General features: G+C 69.4%; 19 protein-coding genes and 1 tRNA gene. 8 read left to right on the top strand and 12 right to left on the bottom strand.

Annotated features, from left to right (window positions below; genetic code table 11):
- Nucleotides 1-158: 158 nt before the first annotated feature.
- Nucleotides 159-677, top strand: coding sequence for an inorganic diphosphatase (locus ACFXI3_RS38250; protein ID WP_009084318.1), 519 nt, complete (start codon nt 159-161; stop codon nt 675-677).
- 57 nt (nt 678-734) lie between these two features.
- Here ACFXI3_RS38250 and ACFXI3_RS38245 read toward each other — a convergent pair whose 3' ends face one another.
- On the bottom strand, nt 735-2,384 hold the full coding sequence (locus ACFXI3_RS38245) for an MDR family MFS transporter (protein WP_344265556.1): 1,650 nt from the start codon (nt 2,382-2,384) through the stop codon (nt 735-737).
- Between the two features lie 204 nt (nt 2,385-2,588).
- Here ACFXI3_RS38245 and ACFXI3_RS38240 point away from each other — a divergent pair, with 204 nt between their 5' ends.
- Complete coding sequence (locus tag ACFXI3_RS38240) at nt 2,589-2,996, top strand: YciI family protein (RefSeq protein WP_344265559.1); 408 nt, start codon at nt 2,589-2,591, stop codon at nt 2,994-2,996.
- Nucleotides 2,993-4,129 carry an RNA polymerase sigma factor gene (locus ACFXI3_RS38235; protein ID WP_378406286.1) on the top strand — a complete coding sequence of 379 codons (1,137 nt, stop codon included), beginning with the start codon at nt 2,993-2,995 and terminating at the stop codon, nt 4,127-4,129. Before ACFXI3_RS38240 ends, ACFXI3_RS38235 begins: the two co-directional genes overlap by 4 nt.
- 40 nt (nt 4,130-4,169) lie before the next feature.
- On the opposite strand, the gene glyA is transcribed toward ACFXI3_RS38235, so the two are convergent.
- From glyA to ACFXI3_RS38220, 3 genes are all read right to left on the bottom strand, one after another.
- A complete protein-coding gene (gene glyA, locus ACFXI3_RS38230) occupies nt 4,170-5,438 on the bottom strand; it encodes a serine hydroxymethyltransferase (protein ID WP_378406284.1) in 1,269 nt (422 codons plus the stop codon).
- Nucleotides 5,439-5,596: 158 nt separating this feature from the next.
- The gene (locus ACFXI3_RS38225) at nt 5,597-6,115 is read right to left on the bottom strand and encodes a gamma carbonic anhydrase family protein (protein WP_344265566.1); all 519 of its coding nucleotides are present in this window, start codon (nt 6,113-6,115) and stop codon (nt 5,597-5,599) included.
- A 19-nt stretch (nt 6,116-6,134) separates the two neighbouring features.
- Nucleotides 6,135-6,722, bottom strand: a complete 588-nt coding sequence (locus ACFXI3_RS38220) for a TetR/AcrR family transcriptional regulator (protein ID WP_378406282.1) — start codon at nt 6,720-6,722, stop codon at nt 6,135-6,137.
- A 122-nt stretch (nt 6,723-6,844) separates the two neighbouring features.
- Here ACFXI3_RS38220 and ACFXI3_RS38215 point away from each other — a divergent pair, with 122 nt between their 5' ends.
- Nucleotides 6,845-7,303 carry a GreA/GreB family elongation factor gene (locus ACFXI3_RS38215; protein WP_344265572.1) on the top strand — a complete coding sequence of 153 codons (459 nt, stop codon included), beginning with the start codon at nt 6,845-6,847 and terminating at the stop codon, nt 7,301-7,303.
- 48 nt (nt 7,304-7,351) lie between these two features.
- On the opposite strand, the gene ACFXI3_RS38210 is transcribed toward ACFXI3_RS38215, so the two are convergent.
- The 3 genes from ACFXI3_RS38210 to ACFXI3_RS38200 form a co-directional block, all read right to left on the bottom strand.
- Nucleotides 7,352-7,798 (bottom strand): hypothetical protein, encoded by a 447-nt coding sequence (locus ACFXI3_RS38210; protein ID WP_378406280.1) that lies wholly within the window; start codon nt 7,796-7,798, stop codon nt 7,352-7,354.
- A 102-nt stretch (nt 7,799-7,900) separates the two neighbouring features.
- The gene (locus ACFXI3_RS38205) at nt 7,901-8,236 is read right to left on the bottom strand and encodes a metalloregulator ArsR/SmtB family transcription factor (RefSeq protein WP_344265578.1); all 336 of its coding nucleotides are present in this window, start codon (nt 8,234-8,236) and stop codon (nt 7,901-7,903) included.
- Complete coding sequence (locus ACFXI3_RS38200; RefSeq protein ID WP_378406278.1) at nt 8,226-8,657, bottom strand: SRPBCC domain-containing protein; 432 nt, start codon at nt 8,655-8,657, stop codon at nt 8,226-8,228. Before ACFXI3_RS38200 ends, ACFXI3_RS38205 begins: the two co-directional genes overlap by 11 nt.
- A gap of 111 nt (nt 8,658-8,768) precedes the next feature.
- On the opposite strand from ACFXI3_RS38200, the gene ACFXI3_RS38195 reads away from it, so the two are divergent.
- On the top strand, nt 8,769-9,224 hold the full coding sequence (locus ACFXI3_RS38195; RefSeq protein ID WP_378406276.1) for an SRPBCC domain-containing protein: 456 nt from the start codon (nt 8,769-8,771) through the stop codon (nt 9,222-9,224).
- A gap of 4 nt (nt 9,225-9,228) precedes the next feature.
- Here ACFXI3_RS38195 and ACFXI3_RS38190 read toward each other — a convergent pair whose 3' ends face one another.
- On the bottom strand, nt 9,229-9,930 hold the full coding sequence (locus ACFXI3_RS38190) for an SDR family NAD(P)-dependent oxidoreductase (RefSeq protein ID WP_378406274.1): 702 nt from the start codon (nt 9,928-9,930) through the stop codon (nt 9,229-9,231).
- 87 nt (nt 9,931-10,017) lie between these two features.
- On the opposite strand from ACFXI3_RS38190, the gene ACFXI3_RS38185 reads away from it, so the two are divergent.
- Both ACFXI3_RS38185 and ACFXI3_RS38180 read left to right on the top strand, forming a co-directional pair.
- On the top strand, nt 10,018-10,602 hold the full coding sequence (locus tag ACFXI3_RS38185) for a TetR family transcriptional regulator (RefSeq protein WP_344265591.1): 585 nt from the start codon (nt 10,018-10,020) through the stop codon (nt 10,600-10,602).
- Nucleotides 10,603-10,639: 37 nt separating this feature from the next.
- Entirely contained in the window at nt 10,640-11,500 is an 861-nt protein-coding gene (locus tag ACFXI3_RS38180) for a hypothetical protein (RefSeq protein WP_378406272.1), read from the top strand.
- A gap of 99 nt (nt 11,501-11,599) precedes the next feature.
- Here the strand turns inward: ACFXI3_RS38180 and ACFXI3_RS38175 are convergent.
- Nucleotides 11,600-11,673: transfer RNA gene (locus ACFXI3_RS38175), tRNA-Thr, on the bottom strand.
- A gap of 127 nt (nt 11,674-11,800) precedes the next feature.
- On the opposite strand from ACFXI3_RS38175, the gene ACFXI3_RS38170 reads away from it, so the two are divergent.
- Entirely contained in the window at nt 11,801-13,486 is a 1,686-nt protein-coding gene (locus ACFXI3_RS38170; protein WP_378406270.1) for a hypothetical protein, read from the top strand.
- Nucleotides 13,487-13,552: 66 nt separating this feature from the next.
- Here ACFXI3_RS38170 and ACFXI3_RS38165 read toward each other — a convergent pair whose 3' ends face one another.
- The 3 genes from ACFXI3_RS38165 to ACFXI3_RS38155 form a co-directional block, all read right to left on the bottom strand.
- Nucleotides 13,553-14,752 carry a DNA polymerase III subunit delta' gene (locus ACFXI3_RS38165; RefSeq protein WP_344265600.1) on the bottom strand — a complete coding sequence of 400 codons (1,200 nt, stop codon included), beginning with the start codon at nt 14,750-14,752 and terminating at the stop codon, nt 13,553-13,555.
- Nucleotides 14,749-16,896 (bottom strand): dTMP kinase, encoded by a 2,148-nt coding sequence (locus ACFXI3_RS38160; RefSeq protein WP_344265602.1) that lies wholly within the window; start codon nt 16,894-16,896, stop codon nt 14,749-14,751. Before ACFXI3_RS38160 ends, ACFXI3_RS38165 begins: the two co-directional genes overlap by 4 nt.
- 148 nt (nt 16,897-17,044) lie before the next feature.
- A complete protein-coding gene (locus ACFXI3_RS38155) occupies nt 17,045-17,626 on the bottom strand; it encodes a hypothetical protein (RefSeq protein ID WP_378406267.1) in 582 nt (193 codons plus the stop codon).
- Between the last annotated feature and the right edge of the window lie 435 nt (nt 17,627-18,061).

The following is an 18,061-nucleotide window of genomic DNA, read 5'->3' as shown; positions in this document are numbered from 1 at the left end:
CACCCGCCCCCGGAGGGGCCAAGGTCACATGCCGTCTGGCCGACATCGGCGCGACCCGCCGACGGGGCGTAGTCCACACTAGTGACGTCAACGAGGTCATTAGGTTGCCGCCCACGAGCGCGTGGGACACCGAGATTCAAGAAGCAGCGAGGACGGCCGTGGAATTCGACGTCACGATCGAAATCCCCAAGGGGGAGCGCAACAAGTACGAGGTCGATCACAAGACCGGTCGGATCAAGCTCGACCGGACCCTGTTCACCGCGACCCAGTACCCGGCCGACTACGGCTTCATCGACGACACGCTCGGCCAGGACGGCGACCCGCTGGACGTGCTCGTGCTGGTCCAGGAGCCGACATTCCCCGGCTGCCTGATCCGCTGCCGCGCGATCGGCATGTTCCGGATGACCGACGAGAAGGGCCCGGACGACAAGGTCCTCGCCGTCCCGACGAACGACCCGCGCCTCGAGCACCTGCGCGACATCCACCACCTGAACGAGTTCCACAAGCTCGAGATCCAGCACTTTTTCGAGGTCTACAAGGACCTGGAGCCGGGCAAGAGCGTCGAGGGTTCGTCCTGGGTGAGCCGCGCCGAGGCCGAGTCCGAGATCGCCCGCTCGTACGAGCGCGAGAAGGACCGCCTCGCCAAGGAAGAGATCAACGGCGAAGAGCACCACTGAGCCACGCAAGAAAGGGCCGTCCACCTGCCTGGTGGACGGCCCTTTTTTACTTCCCGCTCAGCCCGCGAGGGCCAGTTCGCCCGCTTCCTGCTCGGCGCGCTGCTCCATCGCCGACTTGTCCGAGAGCGGCTTCTCCCGCAGCAGCCAGACCAGCGCGAACCCGACGGTCAGCACCGCTCCGCCGATCAGGAACACCGTGCTCATCGAGCTGGAGAACCCTTCCAGGATCGGCCGGGCGAGCACCGGGTCGAGCTTCGACAGGAACGAGGTGTCGTTCACGTCGAGGCCGCCGCCCGCCAGCTGCCGGGCGAACTCCGGGTGCTGCGCCAGCGCCGCGGTGTAGGCCGGGGAGGCCATCGCCGAGCGCACCGCCGCCGCGATCCGGTCGCCGACCGTGCTGAACAGGATCGACAGGAACACCGCGGTGCCCGCCGTGCCGCCGATCTGCCGGAAGAACGTGACCGACGAGGTCGCGACGCCGATGTCGCGGGGCGAGACGTCGTTCGTGGCGGCCAGGGTCAGCGTCTGCATGGTCGAGCCGAGGCCAAGTCCGAGCACGAACGCGATGGCCATGACCACGCCGAGCGCGGTGTCCACGCCGATCATCGAGAACGAGTACACCGCCGCGGCCATCAGGCCGAGTCCGGCGACCGCGAAGCCCTTGTACCGGCCGGTGCGGGCGATGATCCGCCCGCTGCCGAGGCTCGCGACCATGATCCCGAGGGTGAGCGGCAGCATCTGCAGCCCGGCCTGGGTCGGCGTCGCGCCCTTCACGATCTGCAGGTACAGCGGCAGCGACATCATCGCGCCGAACATCCCGATGCCCTGGATCACGGTGACCAGCGTCGACACCCGGAACACCCCGTTTCCGAACAGCCGCAGCGGCAGCAGGGCGGCGTCGCCCATCCGGCGTTCCTGCAGGATGAACAGCACCACGCCGAGCGCGCCGACCAGGTACATCGCCAGCGACGCGGGCGAACCCCAGCCCCATTCGCGGCCCTGCTCGGCGACGAGCAGCAGCGGCACGAGGCCCAGCGTCAGCGCGCCGGCTCCGAGGAAGTCGACCTTCTGGTCAACGCGGGTGTGCGGGAGGTTCAGCACCTTGCTCACCACGACCAGCGCGGCGAGCGCGATCGGGACGTTCACCATGAACACCCAGCGCCAGCCGGTGAGGCCGGCGAACGAGTCGAGTCCGGCGAAGAACCCGCCGACCACCGGGCCCGCGACGCTCGAAACGCCGAAGACGGCCATGAAGTAGCCCTGGTAGCGGCTGCGTTCCCGCGGCGAGGTGATGTCGGTGATGATCGCCAGCGCGAGCGACATCAGACCGCCGGCGCCGAGTCCCTGGAACGCGCGGAACGCGGCCAGTTCGTACATCGATCCGGCCATCGCGCTCGCCAGCGAACCGGCGAGGAACAGCGAGATCGCGGTCAGGTACATCGGCTTGCGGCCGAAGAGGTCGGACAGCTTGCCGTACAGCGGCGTGGAAAGCGTCGCGGTGATCAGGTAGGCGGTGGTGGCCCAGGCCTGCAGGCTCTGGCCGTGCAGTTCGTCGGCGATGGTCTTCATCGCCGAGGACACGATGGTCTGGTCGAGGGCCGCCAGGAACATGCCGAGCATCAGTCCGGACAGAACCGTGAGGATCTGCCGGTGTGAAAGCCGTCCGTTCGTGGTGGCGCCCCCTTCCGCGGTGGCGGTGTCGCTCATGGTGGTCTCCCTCAGTGCCGGGGTAGTTGCTTGTATCCCTCAACTACTTGCTCGCCACAACTGTTCCCGAAAAGCTTGCATTCATCAACCAAATATCGTGTGACGCTAATCTCTCGCCGGGGGATGTCGAGAACGCGAGACCGGCTCCGTCCCTGGCGCGAACGTGACGGCAACGAGCCGCCACCAGCACGGAGGAGAACCACAATGGCCAAGTACCTGCTGCTCAAGCACTACCGCGGCGCTCCGGCCTCGGTGAACAACGTCCCCATGGACCAGTGGACGCCCGAGGAGGTCACCGCCCACATCCAGTACATGCGCGACTTCGCGGACCGGCTCGTGGAGACCGGCGAGTTCGTCAGCGAGCAGGCGCTGTCGCCGGAAGGGGCGTGGGTCCGCTACGACGGCGAGGGCCGCCCGCCGGTCACCGACGGCCCGTTCGCCGAGACCAAGGACGTCATCGCGGGCTGGATGATCATCGACGTCGACAGCTACGAGCGCGCGGTCGAACTGGCCGGCGAGCTGTCCGCGGCCCCCGGCGCGGACGGCAAGCCGATCCACGAATGGCTCGAACTGCGCCCGTTCTACGGCGTGACGCCCTCGGTGACCGAATGAACGAGGAGTTGCTGCGGGAACTCGTGCCCGCGGTGATCGGCATCCTCGTCCGGCGCGGAGCGGATTTCGCGTCGGCCGAGGATGCCGTGCAGGAAGCGTTGATCCGCGCGCTGGACGCGTGGCGGGAAGATCCGCCGCGCGACCCGAAGGCGTGGCTCATCGCCGCCGCGTGGCGCCGGTTCCTCGACGCCACGCGGTCGGAATCCTCGCGCCGGGGCCGGGAAGTGGCGATCGACGCCGAGCCGCAGCCCGGTCCGGCGTCCGCAGTGGACGATTCGCTCCAGCTGTATTTCCTGTGCGCGCACCCGTCTTTGACGCCGTCGTCGGCCGTCGCGCTCACCTTGCGCGCGGTCGGCGGGTTGACCACGAAACAGATCGCGCAGGCGTATCTGGTGCCGGAAACGACTATGGCGCAACGGATCAGCCGGGCCAAGAAGACGGTGTCCGGCGTTCGATTCGACGCGCCCGGCGATGTCGCGACCGTGCTGCGCGTGCTGTATCTGGTGTTCAACGAGGGCTACTCCGGCGAACTCGACCTCGCCGCCGAAGCCATCCGGCTGACCCGGCAGCTGGCGGCGGGTTTCGATCATCCGGAAGTGGCCGGTCTGCTCGCGTTGATGCTGCTGCACCACGCGCGGCGGGCCGCGCGGACGAAGCCGGACGGCAGCCTCGTGCCGCTCGCCAAGCAAGATCGCGGCGCTTGGGACACCCGGCTGATCGCCGAGGGCGTCGACATCCTGCAGGCGGCGCTGGCCCGTGACCAGCTCGGCGAATACCAGGCCCAAGCCGCCATCGCCGCGCTGCACGCCGACGCTCTCGCGGCGGAGGAAACCGACTGGGTGCAGATCGTCGAGTGGTACGACGAGCTTCTCGCCCTGACCGACAGCCCGATCGTCCGGCTGAACCGGGCGGTGGCGGTCGGCGAGGCGGACGGGCCTCGCGCCGGGTTGAAAGCTCTCGCCGAATTGGACGACAAGCTGCCGCGGTACCTCGCGGTGGCGGCCTACCTGCACGAACGCGACGGAGACCTGGCGACGGCGGCGCGGCTGTACAGCGAAGCGGCGGGGAAGGCGCCGAACCGAGCGGAGAGCGAGCACTTGATCAGGCAGGCGGCCCGGCTTAACAACTCGTGAGTGGCGATCACGGTGAGAACCGCGATCGCCACTCACGACGTCAGTCGGCGTAGCCCGGGATCGGGAACGGCTGCAGGAACTCGCGGATCTCCGCCGCGATCGCGTCCAGCGCGCCGTCCTGCTGCGCCGCCGCGGCGGTCACCGTCCGGTCGATCCAGTCCGCGACCTGCACCTGGTGCTCGGGCTTGAGCCCGCGCGTGGTGATCGCCGACGTGCCCAGCCGGATGCCGGACGGGTCGAACGGCTTGCGCGGGTCGAACGGCACGGTGTTGTAGTTCAGCTCGATGCCCGCGCGGTCCAGGGCCTGCGCGGCGGGCTTGCCGGGCACCGCCTTGTTAGTCAGGTCGATCAAGAGCAGGTGGTTGTCCGTGCCGCCGGACACCAGGTCGTAGCCGCGCTCGACTAGCGCTTCGGCCAGTGCCTTGGCGTTCGCCACGATCGTGTGCGCGTAGTCGGAGAACGACGGCTGCTGCGCCTCCCCCAGCGCGACCGCGATGGCGGCCGTCGTGTGGTTGTGCGGGCCGCCCTGCAGGCCGGGGAAGACCGCCTTGTCGACGGCCTTGGCGTGGTCGGCGTCGGAAAGGATCATCGCGCCGCGCGGGCCGCGCAGCGTCTTGTGCGTGGTCGTGGTGATGACCTGCGCGTGGCCGACCGGCGACGGGTGCGCGCCGCCCGCGATCAGGCCGGCGATGTGCGCGATGTCGGCGACCAGCACGGCGTCGACCTCGCGGGCGATCTCCGCGAACGCCGGGAAGTCGATGGTGCGCGGGATGGCCGTGCCGCCCGCGAAGATCAGCTTCGGCCGGTGCTGGCGGGCGAGGTCGCGGACCTGGTCGAGGTCGACGCGGCCGGTTTCCTTGCGGACGCCGTAGCGGACCGGCGTGAACCACTTGCCGGTGGCGGACACGCTCCAGCCGTGCGTGAGGTGGCCGCCGTCGGGCAGCGCCATGCCGAGCACGGTGTCGCCCGGCTTGGCGAACGCCAGGTACACCGCGAGGTTGGCCGGGGAGCCGGAGTACGGCTGGACGTTCGCGTGGTCAGCGCCGAAAACCGCCTTCGCGCGCTCGATCGCCACCTGCTCGACCTGGTCGATGAACTGCTGGCCCTCGTAGTAGCGCTTGCCGGCGTAGCCCTCGGAGTACTTGTTGGTGAGCACGCTGCCGGTGGCCTCGAGCACCGCCTGCGAAACGTAGTTCTCGGACGCGATCAGGCGGATCTTGTCGTGCTGCCGCTTCGCCTCGTCCTCGACGAGACCGGCGATCCGCGGATCCGCCGCGGACAGTGCGGACAAGGCGGGCTGGTGTGTCATGGCGTACTCCGGCTCTGCAGTGGCCCTCACCCAGGCGCGCGGTGCCGGCCTCGTCGTCGCTCCCCGGTGGTGCTCCACCTCTTGAATGGCGCCAGTCGCTGCTGCGGGACGAAGTTTAGTGCACCGCGCCAGCCCGCGTCCGGTCCGCGGGAAGGGCCTCAGACCTGCTCGAGGCCGCCGCGGTGGCGTCGCGCGAGTTCCTGGTAGACCGCCGCGTTGTGCTCGACCCACACCCGCGCGGAATCGGTGAGTTCCACGAACTTCTTCGCCGGGCTGCCCATCGCGATCGTCTCCGCCGGGACCTCGGTGCCCGGCGTGACCGTCGACCCGGCGGCGACGAACGCGCGCGGTCCGATCACCGCGCGGTCGAGCACCGTGGACCCGTTGCCGATCAAGGCCTGCTCGCCGACCGTGCAGTCGTGCACGAGGCACTGGTGCCCGACGGTGACGTTGCGGCCGACCTCGGTCGTCTCGGGTCCGGAGTGGATCACCGAGTTGTCCTGGATGTTCGCCCCCTCGCGGATGATGATCGGGCCGAAGTCCGCGCGGATCACCGCGCCGTACCAAACGGAAGCGTCCTTCTCGACGGTCACGTTGCCGATCAGGGTGGCGGTGGGGGCGATCCAGGCGTCCGGGTGAACCTGCGGGCTGACGCCGTCCAAGGAGAACAAAGGCATGCCGGGAGCCTAAGCGGCGTCAGCGGTATCCGGCGAAGCAGAGCGCCTCGATGTCGCCGCGCAGGCTCGCGGACGACCGCGGCCGGACGCGTTGCTGCACCACCGCGCCGAGCAAGTAGCTCAGCAGCGAGCGGGCGCGGGCGCGCGGGTCGTCGACGTCGAGCGGCGCGAGAAGTTCGACGAGCAGTTCGGTGATCGAGGTGAGCATGGCGTCGATCGCCTGCGGATGCTGCGCCCGGCCCGCGGCGATCCAGTACTCGAACCAGAGGAACGCGCCGCGCGGATGGTCGGCGAACTCGGCGAGGTAGGCCTCGGTCACCGCGAAAAGCCGTTTGCGCGGGTCGGAGTGCTTGTCCGCGACCGTGCGCAGGTCCGCGGCGAAAGTGTTGATGTGCGCGGCCATCGCCCGGTCGATGAGCACGTCGATGTCGGCGAAGTAGTAGTGGATCGCGCTCTTGGTGAGCGGCCCGGCCTCCGCGATCGCGCGTACCGTGCAGCCGCCGAGTCCTTCGCGGGCGAGGACCTTGCGAGCCGCTTCGACGATCTGTTCCTGCTTCTGCAATTGGTTGGGCGACAGCTGGGTGCTGCGGCCGGGAACGGCGCTCACGGTGATCCTCGTTACGTTTGTCAGGACGGCAGCCCTGAATCCTAGGCCAGTCGTCCCAACGTCTTCCGGCGGGTGAAAAACCGGATTGGCCACCCCGGTCCGCGCAGCGGACAATGCCCGGCATGGTGATCTCAGGGGACAAGGGGCTCAGCGAGGCGGCGCGCCGTCAGCTGGAAAAGGAAATCGCGGACCTGCGTGCGCAACGGGAGGCGCTATCGCCGCAGCCGGGCGAGCAGGAACGCACGGGGGACGCCGCCGACCAGGCGGACGTGATCGACCGCGCCGAGGCAGCGGCGCGACTGGACCGGCAGATCGCCGACGTCACCGCGAAGCTGGAGCACGGCGCGTACGACAGCTCGCTGCTTCCGGACGGCACGCGCGTTTCGCTGCGTTTTTCCGACGGTGACGAGGAAGAGTTCACCGTGGTGACCCTTCCCGGCGAGGACGCCGACGCGATCACCTCGGACAGCCCGCTCGGCATCGCGCTGTCGAAGGCGAAGGCAGGCGAGGAAATCAGCTACCGCACCCCGCGCGGGCAAGCCACCGCGACGGTGCTGAAGCTGACCCCGCCCGCCAACTGACCACAGAGGACAGACAGTGGCCGCCCCGGTTTTCCGGGGCGGCCACTGTTATTTGTCCGCGTTGGCCACCGTTTCGGCCTGATACCCGTACACGCCGTCGTTCTCGACCGCGACGTGCCAGCCGCCGCAATCCTTGTCCATCCGCTTGTGCTCGCCCGCGGGCCACCAATCCGCGCTGAGCGTCGGGGATTTCGCCTCGGCTTTTCCTGGCTTGCACAGGGACGGCAGCCCGGACGGACCTGGCTGGTAGCGCAGGATCCGTTCCGAACCGGTGGTGCGGATCAGCTCGGTGACCGACTTCGCGTCGTCGGGCACCCACGACGGAAGCCGGGCGTCCGGGTTGGCCTTGCCCTGTTTTCCGGTGTCGTAGGAAACCGCCTTCACGTGGCCGTTCGACTTCTCCTCGATCGAGGAGCCGAGGCCGCACGACGCGACCGTGGCCAGTGCCGCGATCCCGGTCGCGGCCAGTACCGCCTTGTTCCGCACGCTGTTCATGGCTTCCAGTCAACGGAGACCGGCGCGGCCTGCCCTCGTTCTTCCGGCCCAAGCTGCTGGCCAGTCGGCCGACTCCGTCCCTCAGATGAGTGAAATCGCGGGTCATTCTTCGCGGTCGAGATGAGCCCGCAGCGCGGCCAGCGGACCGTCCCAGTCCCGGGCGAGGGCGGCGAGGAACTGCTGCGCGACCCGCATCGGCGCGGAATCGAGCCGGTACCGCACCCGGCGCCGCTCACCGGGTTCCGCGACGACCAGCCCGGCGTCGGACAGCAGACCGAGATGCTTGGCGATCGCCTGCCGCGTGATCGGAAGCCGGGCCGCGAGATCCGTCGCCGTCGCCGGACCGCGCGCGGCCAGTTCGGCGAGGATCGCGCGCCGGGTCGGGTCGGCGAGCGCGGCGAAAACCTGCTCGGCGACCGCTTCGGAATCAGCCGGCATCGAGGCTGGCCGCCAGCTCGTCCAGCTCGCGCGCCCAACCCTCGGTGTGCGAGCGGTAGGTGGCGGGGTACTGGCTGTCCGGCAGCTGCGCGAACCCGGTTTCGACCACCGTGAGCCGAGTTCCGCCGTCGTGCGCCCGCAGGGTGAACTCCACGTACGTGCGGCGCGGGTCGTCGTCCGGCATCCCGTCGACCGGCCAGGTGAAGCCGAACACCGCCGGTTTCTCGACCCGTTCGACCCGGATCTCGGCGCTGCGATCGCCGATCCACGCGACCCACCCGAGACCGCCCGGGCGCAGGTCGATCTCGGCCTCGTCGCCGAACCAGGCGCTCAGGCCGTCGGCCGTGGTCAGCGCCGTCCACACCGCCGCAGGCGGGTGCGCCAGCTCGACCGTCCGCTCGATGCGGTCGGGAAACCCCATGCCGTGCTCCTTCCGGGCCGAGCCTAGGCAACCACACCCATTGACGCAACCGTACGGTTGCCATAGTGTCGCAACTGTTCAGTTGCATTACTTGGCGAAAGGACTAGCGCGATGAATTCCTTCACGACTGAGCTGACCGTCGACCGCACCCCTGAGGAGGTCTTCGCCGCGATCACCGACGTCCGCGGTTGGTTCAGCAAGACGATCACCGGCACCGCGACCGCGGTCGGCGACGCGTTTTCCTTTGTGGACAAGGGAATCCCATCGACCCGGATCCGCGTCACCGAACTCGCGCCCGGCCGCCGGGTCGCCTGGCACGTCGAAGACGCGTACGTCGCCTTCACCGACCAGCCCGACGAGTGGACCGACACCCGGATGAGCTTCGACATCACGCCGGGCCCAGACGGGACGACGCTGCGCTTCACGCATCACGGCCTCACTCCGGACCAGGCTTGCTATCGCGAGTGCTCCCGAGGTTGGACGAGCTGCGTCAACACGAGCCTGCACGCGTTGTTGACCACCGGCGTCGGCGAACCGATCCCGGAATCGGCCGCTCCCGCCAAGTGAAGCCTCAGGGGAGCTGCAGGTCGAAGGCGTCGCGCTTGGCGTGCATCTCCCACAGCGTCTCGGCGATGTCGGCCGGGTCGATCTCCGGGAACTCCGTATTGGGTGCGATAGCACCGGACAGCAGTGCGCCGTGAACGGCGCTCCCCCGGATCATGGCTCCGATCTGAAGCGTCGCCGCGTGCACGCCGTCGGGCGCGATTTCCGCCGCCAGGCTCTGGACGTAGTTGCGGGTCGCGGCCATTGCCGGGCCGATGCCGCTGAGAACAGGAGCGGGCTGGGTGGCCGAGACGCTCTGGCTGATCAAGATGCTGCCGTCGCCGCGGTCGCGCAATTCCCCCAGCACGGCCTGGACCAAGGCGATCGGGGTGAGGAAATACAGGTCGAGGAGCTGCTGCGCGGTCGCGGTGGTCAAGTCGGCAGCGGGCGTGAACCCGTTCAGATCCAACGGCGCGTACGACACCACGTCGATCCGCGCGAAGCGGTGCCGGATCGCGTCGACCAATGCCGGGATCTCCGCCGGACGCGCCAGATCCGCCGGAAACGCCGCCGCTTCGATGCCCTCCGCGCCGAGTTGATCAGCCAAGGCAGCGAGGCGTTCGCGATTGCGCGCGACGAGCGCGACCCGGAATCCCTCGCGGCCGAAGCGCCGGGCGATCGCGGGACCAAGGCCAGTGCCCGCACCAAGCAGGACCAGGGTTTTCGACACGGAACCTCCATAAGTTGATTACGGTCTCAACTTTGGCGCCAAGTTGAGACCGTTGTCAACTTTCTCGCCCGGACCTACGATGAGCCGGTGAAAACGGAGGGGAAGCCCACGCTGCGCCGAGACGCGCGGCGCAACCAGGAACGGCTTCTCACCGCGGCGGCGGAAGCCTTCCGGGAGAAGGGTTTGGCGGTGCCGCTGGAAGAGATCGCGCAGCGGGCGGGCGTCAGCGCCGGGACTCTTTACAACCGATTCGGCGGGCGAGAAGCGCTGATCGACGCGGTGATGCCCGAACTGGTCGCCGAGCGAATGAACGAGGCGATGCGCCGGGCCGAGGCGGTCGACGACCCGTGGGAATCGTTCGTCACCTACGTGACCGTGCTGTGCGAGCAGCAAGCCGACGACCCCGCGTTCCGGGACGCGATCAGCCGGCAGCTCCAGGACGCGCCTGAATTGACCGCCCGCTGCACAGCCGAACTCGCGAAGTCGGTCCGCCTGCTCGAACGCGCGCAACGGTCCGGGACGCTCCGCCCGGACGTCACATCCGACGACCTGATGCTGCTGATCTTCACGAACGCGCTGATCGTGCGCGAGACGGTCGAGTCCAATCCGAACGCGTGGCGGCGCACGCTCTCCTTCAGCCTCGCCGGACTGCGCGCCGGTTGTGGTAGCTAAGAAGCATGCGAAGATCCTTTTCCCGCAGGGGAATCCGATGAACGATGACGTTTCCCAGAATCTCGTCGTCTTCCGAATCAAAGGCTTGCCCGAACCAGTGCTGGCCAGCGCGCCCACCCAGGCCGAGGACGCTGTCGAGCAGGCGTGGGCGAGCGTCCGCCAGCAGCACAAGGTGCGCGGTTCCGCGGTTTTGGCGGTGTACAGCGAATGGCAGCCTTCCGCCGCCGACCAGAAATTCATGGCCAAGAATTTCCGGAAGGCCGAGTGCACCTACAGTTTCACCCGGCCCGCCCCCGGTGATTGGGAGCGCGCGTTCGCCGAAGCCCGCACGGTGATGGCTCAGAAAGAGGAGAGCACCGAGGAGATATTGCCGATCCTCTGGAGTGCGTCCTCACCGCGCGCCGGGCTGCTCGAAGCCCTGCCGCACCAACCGCTAGTGCCCGGCAGGCTGTCGGTCGCGCTGGCGGTGGTGTCGCGGACTCCCGAGGGCAAGATCGGGATGCAGCACATCACCCGGCACGAGCAGGAGCAGATGGGCGCACCGCTCGAGAAACTGTTCGACGTCGGGTTCGGCTCCCTGGCCCGCGGGCTGAAGTTCGAGGTCCGCAGGTCGGGCGAGGACGTGCTGGTCTCGCTCGCCAGGGAGAACCAGCTGGCGGCGTCCGCAATCGCACTGCCCGATCTGTACGCCCAGCTGTCGCCGCACCTCGGGACGGGCGACCTGATCGTCGGCCTGCCCTGCCCGGACGAGATGCACGTGGCGAGGGAGGGCTCCGGCTTGGCGGACACTGTCCGGCAGCAGGCGTTCGGTTCGCCGTACGAGACTACGGAACTGGTCCCGTCAGTCCTGCGGATCGGGCCTGGCGGGCTGGAACTGCTCGCCGAGCGGGCCGGCTAGACGCATCCCCTAACGGGTGAATTCGGCGAAAGCCAGCGTCCCCGCCCGGAAACGAGTCAGGCCCCATCCGAACTGCTTCGGATGGGGCCTGACCTGCGGAGCCGCCTGGGGGAATCGAACCCCCGACCTATTCATTACGAGTGAATCGCTCTGGCCGACTGAGCTAAGGCGGCATGCCGCTGTGCGACGGTCATCAGTGTAGCGGAGCCGTGGTGCGTCACCTTGCGGGGGCCGCGTCGTTAGGCTCCTATGACTTCGGTCTCACTCCCCGACCCGGCGATCATCTGGAGGACCCGGCACATGCAGCGAAGACTGCCCCGTGCGCTGGCGCTGCCCGCCACTGCCGCGTTGCTGCTGCTCTTGGCCGCGCCGGCTGGTGCGCAGGAGATTCCGACGACGCCGATCCCGCAGCCGAACAACCCCTCGCAGCCGCCCGCGTCCGCGCCCATCGGGCCGCAGCCGCTCGGGCACGCGGTCGGCGACGCGGGGACGGCGCTCGGCGTCCTGCGGCTGCTGCCGAACTCGGTCACCACGAGCACGATCCTTCCCGGCTTCGGCCAGACGCTGCCGAAGCAGTCCGCGCTCGAAGCGGGCATGGGCCTGTCCAGCGCGTCGGCGAACTCGGAGGCTTACCTGGCCTACGAGAAGTCGATCGCGCAGTCGTCGCCGTTCGGGCTGGCCGTCGGGGGCCAGGCTCCGCAGACGCCGGGCAGCCTCGTGCAGACCGCGCTGCCGGACAACCCGAAGGAGATCAGCGGGGGCCTGAACGCGCCGTCGAACCCGCTGCTGAACGTCGGGCTGCTCAACGGCACCGCGCACGCCCGCTGGAGCGAATCGCTCGGCCCGTGCGTGGACACGATCGCCGACGCCAGCACGTCCGTCGCGAGCCTGTCGCTGCTGAACGTCATCCCGACGCTCCCGCAGGTCCCGTTGCTCGGCAGCGGCGGGCTGAGCCTGCCGCAGGGCACTCAGCTCGCGCAGGGTTTCGACCCGAAGAGCGGGCTGCAGAGCCTCGGCGGCCTGCTGCCCGGCAGCGGACAGACGCCCGCCGCGGGAACCGGTTCGCTGCTGAGCCTGCCGAACACGCTGTCGTCGCGGTCGCAGGTCAAGCTCGTCGACATTCCTGGTTCGAAGAACAAGGCCGTGCAGTCGAGGTCCACGCTGCAGGCGGCGGACATCAACATCCTCAAGGGCACGCCGCTCGAGCTGAACCTCAAGGTGGCCAGCCAGCCGACGCTCACCGTCACGTCCACCGGCGACGCGAAGACGTCCACAGTGGACTACCAGGCACCGGTGATCACCATCGGGGCCGGCGGCAAGACGCTGTACACGCTCGACGCGGCGCACCCGACCAAGGACATCCCGATCGGCCTGCCTCTCTCGCAGCTGAGCGACCAGTTCGGCGCGCTGGACAACGTGCCGGTGGTCGGCGGCCTCGTCGCCACCGCGACGAAGGGCCTGCAGCAGCTCGGCGACACCACCGGGAAGGTGCTCGACCTCGGCGTGCTGCGGCTGAGCATCGCGAACCTCGACCAGAAGCAGTCCGAGGCGACCACGCCGTTCAAGGGCTACCAGCTGGGCGCGGCCGCACGGCTGCTCGACGTTCAGGTCCTGCCGACGCAGAAGCTGAAGGAACTGCTCCCGAAGCAGGCTGGCGACAACCTGCCGTCGTCGCTGGCGCAGCTGTCGCTTGGCGAGCAGATCGCCCGCGCGTACGCCCCGACCGGCGGCGTCGTGTGCGGTTCGACGACTCCGCCCGCCCCGCCGCAGGGCGGTGCCGCACCGGCTGGTCCGGTGAAGCACCTGGCCTACACGAACGGCGCGTACGACACGGTGCCGCTGTTCTGGACCGGCACGGCGATGCTGCTGATGGGCGTCGTCATGGTCGCGGCGTTCCCGAACCGGCGGCGTCCCGCGCTGGTGCTGAAGCGGCCGTCCGGCGGTGCTGACACTCCGTTCAAGCCGTCGCCGCATCCGCGCGACTGACTCTCGGCAGTCACGAAAACGGCCCCCTCGCTGCTGGCGAGGGGGCCGTTTTTGTCGGCGTCTGGGTCAGCCTTGGCGAAGCGTGGTGACCATGGCTTCCACCGCGATCCGCGGCTTCACGTTCAGCCCGATCGCCTCGCGGCACTCCAGCACGGCTTCCAGGCGGCGCATCGTCGACTCCGGCGACCAAGCCGCCGCGGCCGAGTTGATTTGCTCGGCGTGGTCGGGATGCGTCAGCGTCGCACCGGAGCGCGAAGTCGTCACGAGCACGTCGCGGTAGAACCCCGCCAGGTCCACCAGAGCGATGTCGAGCGTGTCGCGCTGGGTTCGCGTCGCGCGGGACTTCTGGCGCTTCTCCAGCTGCTTCACGGCGGCTTCGGCGGCACGTTTCGCTCCGGCGACGCCCTTGCCGGTGCCGTCGCCGCCCATCGCGGTGCGCAGTTCGGAGCGCTCCTGCTCGTCGCGGCCCTTGCTCGCCTCGCCCGCGTCCGCCTCCGCCGCGCTGATCAGCTGGTCAGCGCTGGTGAAAACGTCGTCCGGACGGCGCAGCCCGAGCGGGATCCGCAGCACGGTGGCGCGCCGCTGCCGGGCGGCCTCGTCGGTGGCGAGCCGGCGCGCACGGCCGACGTGGCCATTGCAGACCGCCGCGGCCCAGTTGGCGCGCTCGGGATCGACGCCGTCGCGGGAGATCAGCACCTGCGCGATCGCCTCGGCGGGAGGCGTGCGCAGCGGGACCAGCCGGCACCGCGAGCGGATGGTGACCGAGATGTCCTCCGGGTGATCCGACGGTGCGCACAGCAGGAACACGGTGCGCGCCGGCGGCTCTTCCACCGCCTTGAGCAGCGCGTTCGACGCGCCTTCGGTGAGCCGGTCGGCGTCCTCGATGATCACGACCTGCCATTCGCCGGTCGTCGGGCGACGCGCCGCCGCTTGCACGAGCGCGCGCATCTCGGCGACCGAAATGGACAGTCCTTCCGGGACGACCAAGCGCACGTCTGCGTGGGTTCCGGCCATCGTGGTGCGACAGCCGGGGCAGGCACCGCAACCGGTTCCGGTGCTGCATTGGAGGGCCGCGGCGAACGTGCGCGCGGCGACCGAACGGCCGGAGCCCGGCGGTCCGGTGAGGAGCCAGGCGTGCGTCATCGCCGCTGGCGCGACTGCTTCCCCCGCAACGATTTTGGCCGCCGCCGACGCCGCCGAAGACAGCGTTTCCATGGCGGGCTCCTGGCCGACGAGTTCCGTCCAGACGCCGATCGGAGTCGTCACCGATCCTCCACTTTGGACACTACGGGCAGCGCGTCCGCGCCGTTCTGCGCCGCTTCCGCTTCGGCTGCCTCGACGACGTCCGCCGCAGCCGCGTCCGCGGGCAGCTCGGGTTCCTCCTCCGCCGGTTCCGTGGGGGCGAGCCCGGCGAGCGAACCGACGAAGACCGACTGGACGGCGTTGCGGACCCGGCCCGCGACGTCGCCGTCGGAGCCCTCGGCGTCGACCACCACGTACCGGTCTGGGTCAGCCGCGGCCATCTCGCCGAGCAGCTTCTGCACCCACAGCTGGTCGTCCTTCAGCGACGGCTGCGGATCCTCCGCGTGTTCGGAGTCGAGAAGCACGGTGAGATCCGGGCGGAGCCGTCCGGTGGCCCAGTCGACCAGCCCCTCGAGCTCGCCGCGGTCCAGCTCGCCAGCCGCGGACAGCGACGCGAGCGGGGAGTCGACAAAGCGCTCCATGACGACCACGGACCCGGCGTCGAGCGCGGGCTGGATCTGGCGTTCCACGAGCTCGGCGCGCACGGCAGCGGCGACGAGCGCCTGCGCCCGCACGCCGGTGAGGGCGGCGTCCGAAACGAGCGTACGGAAGCGCTGTTCGCCGAGCGCCGGGTCAGCGGTGAGGACGACCGGCCGGGTGCCGGTGCCGAGCCAGCGCGCGAGGCGGGCGGCCTGCTCGGCGGTGTTGACGGCGGTGGTGCCCTCGATGGCGATCAGGAAGCCGTTGACGCGACGCGGGTTGCGGCGCAGCGCGTTGCGCAGGTCGCTGAAGATCTTCTCGGTACGCCGCTCGTCCATCTGCCGGTAGGCGATGATCCCGAGCAGCACGGCGAGCAGCCCGCCGCCGAGGATGACCGGACGGGTGCCGTCGACGATGATCGGCGTGCCGAACAGGTCGACCTGGCGCTGCCGGACCAGACCGATCAGCACCGGCGTGACCACCGTCGCGCCGAACAGCACGATCTTGAGCATCGCCTGGTAGATCGCGTTGATCCGGCCGCGGATCGCGTCCTCGACGCGGGAGCCGATGATCGTGACGCCGGTGAGGAAAGCGGTGCCGGCGCAGACGCCGACGAAGGCGACCGCAGCCACCGAGATCGACAGGTGCGGCGACAACGCGACGACGCCGAGCGCAAGCCCGGCGAGGACGATCGAGATGCCGAACAGCCGGTCGTGCGGCAGCCGGTGGGCGAGCTTCGGGGCCAGCGCCATGCCGGTGGCCAGACCGATGAAGACGGCCAGCATGAGGAGGTTGAACGCCGCGTCGCCACCGAGCAGCGAGGACGAGTACGGCTTGGCGGCGCCGATGACCGCACCGCCGGCCGCGAAGGCGCCGAAAGCACCGATCAGCAGGCCGCGGACGATCGGCGTGCTGCGGACGAACTTCAGCCCGTCGCGCATCATCGCGCCGAAGCCGAACTTCTCCTCGTCGGCCCGCTTGACCTTCTGCTGCGGCGTCGAATGGACGTCGCGCAGGGACAGCTCAGGGATGCGGGTGGCGACGATGATGCCGCTGGTCAGGTACAGCAGGCCGGTGATGACGACGACGACCTTGGCGATGTACAGGTCGACGCCCGGCCCCTGGAAGAGGTGGAACGTGGAGTTCGCGCCGAGGATCAGCGCGTTGGCGCCGGCGGCGGTGATGACGGCGAGGCCGTAGGTCATCACCATGCCGAGCTGGTTGGCGGTCTCGACCTGCTCGGGGCGGCGCAGCAGGTTGGGCACCGCCGCGTCCTTCGACGGGATCCACATGATCGAGCAGCTGCCGACCAGGAAGTTCGCGACGAACAGCCACCACGGCGCGCCGACCACGGCGATCGAGAGCAGGAACCCGCAGCGCAGCAGATCGCAGATGACCATGATCTTGCGCCGGTCGAACCGGTCCGCGAGCAGGCCGCCGAGCGGTGCGAAGAGCAGGCCGGGCAGCAGCGCGGTGACGATGACGCCGACGAACGCGTAGTTCTGCGCGGAGTAGTTGTCGAGGAGCTTGGTGCTCAGGCTGGTCAGGTTCAGCAGGTTCAGCCAGTCGGCGACACTGCACAGATACGTGACGCCCCACAGCCGACGGAATGGCTTGATCGCCAGCACTCGGCGGGCCCGGTGGATCGTGGACGTCCCGCCCGATCCGCCCGGGCCGGTGCCGGGCACCGACCGTACGCCCTCGCTGATACGCCCACCCCACTTGTCACGGCGGCGTCAGGCGACCCCTGCGGATCCCCCGACCGTGTAGTGGCCAGGGTAGTCCCGGCGCGGACGCGGGTAGGGCACGCCCCGTGATATGGGTGGCCGGAGGGCGTCAGCCAAACAGCCCCTTCACACTGCTCACCAGGCTAGCGATGAGCTCGATCGCGACAATTCCGAACACGATGAGCAACACCACGGCGAGCACCACGCCCGCCGTGCTGCTGGAGGGACGGCCGAAACTGGGCATGCTGATCGAGGGCATCCCGCGCCGGCTCTGCCGCCCGGCGAGCTCCTCCTCGATGTCGTCGTCGGCGATCTCGGTAACCCGCTTCGGCCGCGGCCGGGGCACCTTCTTCAGCAGCTGAGGAGCCTTGGTCGGCCAGGTCCGCTGCCGGGGCAGCAGCCCGAGCGGAACCAGATCCGGCCGCTCGGACGGCGGAATCGGATTCGGCGTCTTGACGACTTCTTTCTTTTTGGCTTCCTCTTTCAGCGCGGCCTCGACCATCCGCTTGACGGCCTCCGGGTCATGCTCGACCGGCTTGGCAGTCGGCAAGGGCCGCGGCGCGCGGCCGGAAGCCATCTCGAACCCGGACAACGGATCGGAGAACCGCTCGCCTCCCGCGTCACCGGCCAACGTCCCGTCCCGGTCGGGCCCGGAGGCGGGAAAAAACGGAGTCCCGTCGCTCGTGCTCATGGTGACCACCTCACTACGGAATGTCCGCCGCGTCCAGTGTCGGCGAGAGTACCGGTCCCCGCATCCACCCAATGGCCGCAGAACCACTACTGCCCGCGCCCGCGAGGAGCACCCTCCACCCAGCCCAGTGACCGCTGATAGACGGCGGCGTGGCCGGTTTTCGGCGGAGAAGAACTGTGGCCAAGTTCAGGGCAGCCAGGCCGGACAGAGCCCGGGATCGAGCGCCCGGGCTGGGCTAGCCGCGCCGGGGGGGGGCAAGAACCTGGGTTCGGCTGATCCAGCCAGACCCGCTCACCCACACCACCCCTGGCCAACACCGCACCTCACCCAGCCGACGCCACACCTTGCCCAGCCAACCACCCCTTCGCCGACCCAACCGCGGGATCGCGTCGGCGTGTGGAGGGGCAGTGCGCACGGCCCCCAGGCCGTGCGCAC

The sequence above is a fragment of the Amycolatopsis sp. NPDC059235 genome, assembly GCF_042754125.1.
Lineage (GTDB): Bacteria > Actinomycetota > Actinomycetes > Mycobacteriales > Pseudonocardiaceae > Amycolatopsis > Amycolatopsis albidoflava.
This window is presented reverse-complemented; position numbering and strand designations above follow the sequence as displayed.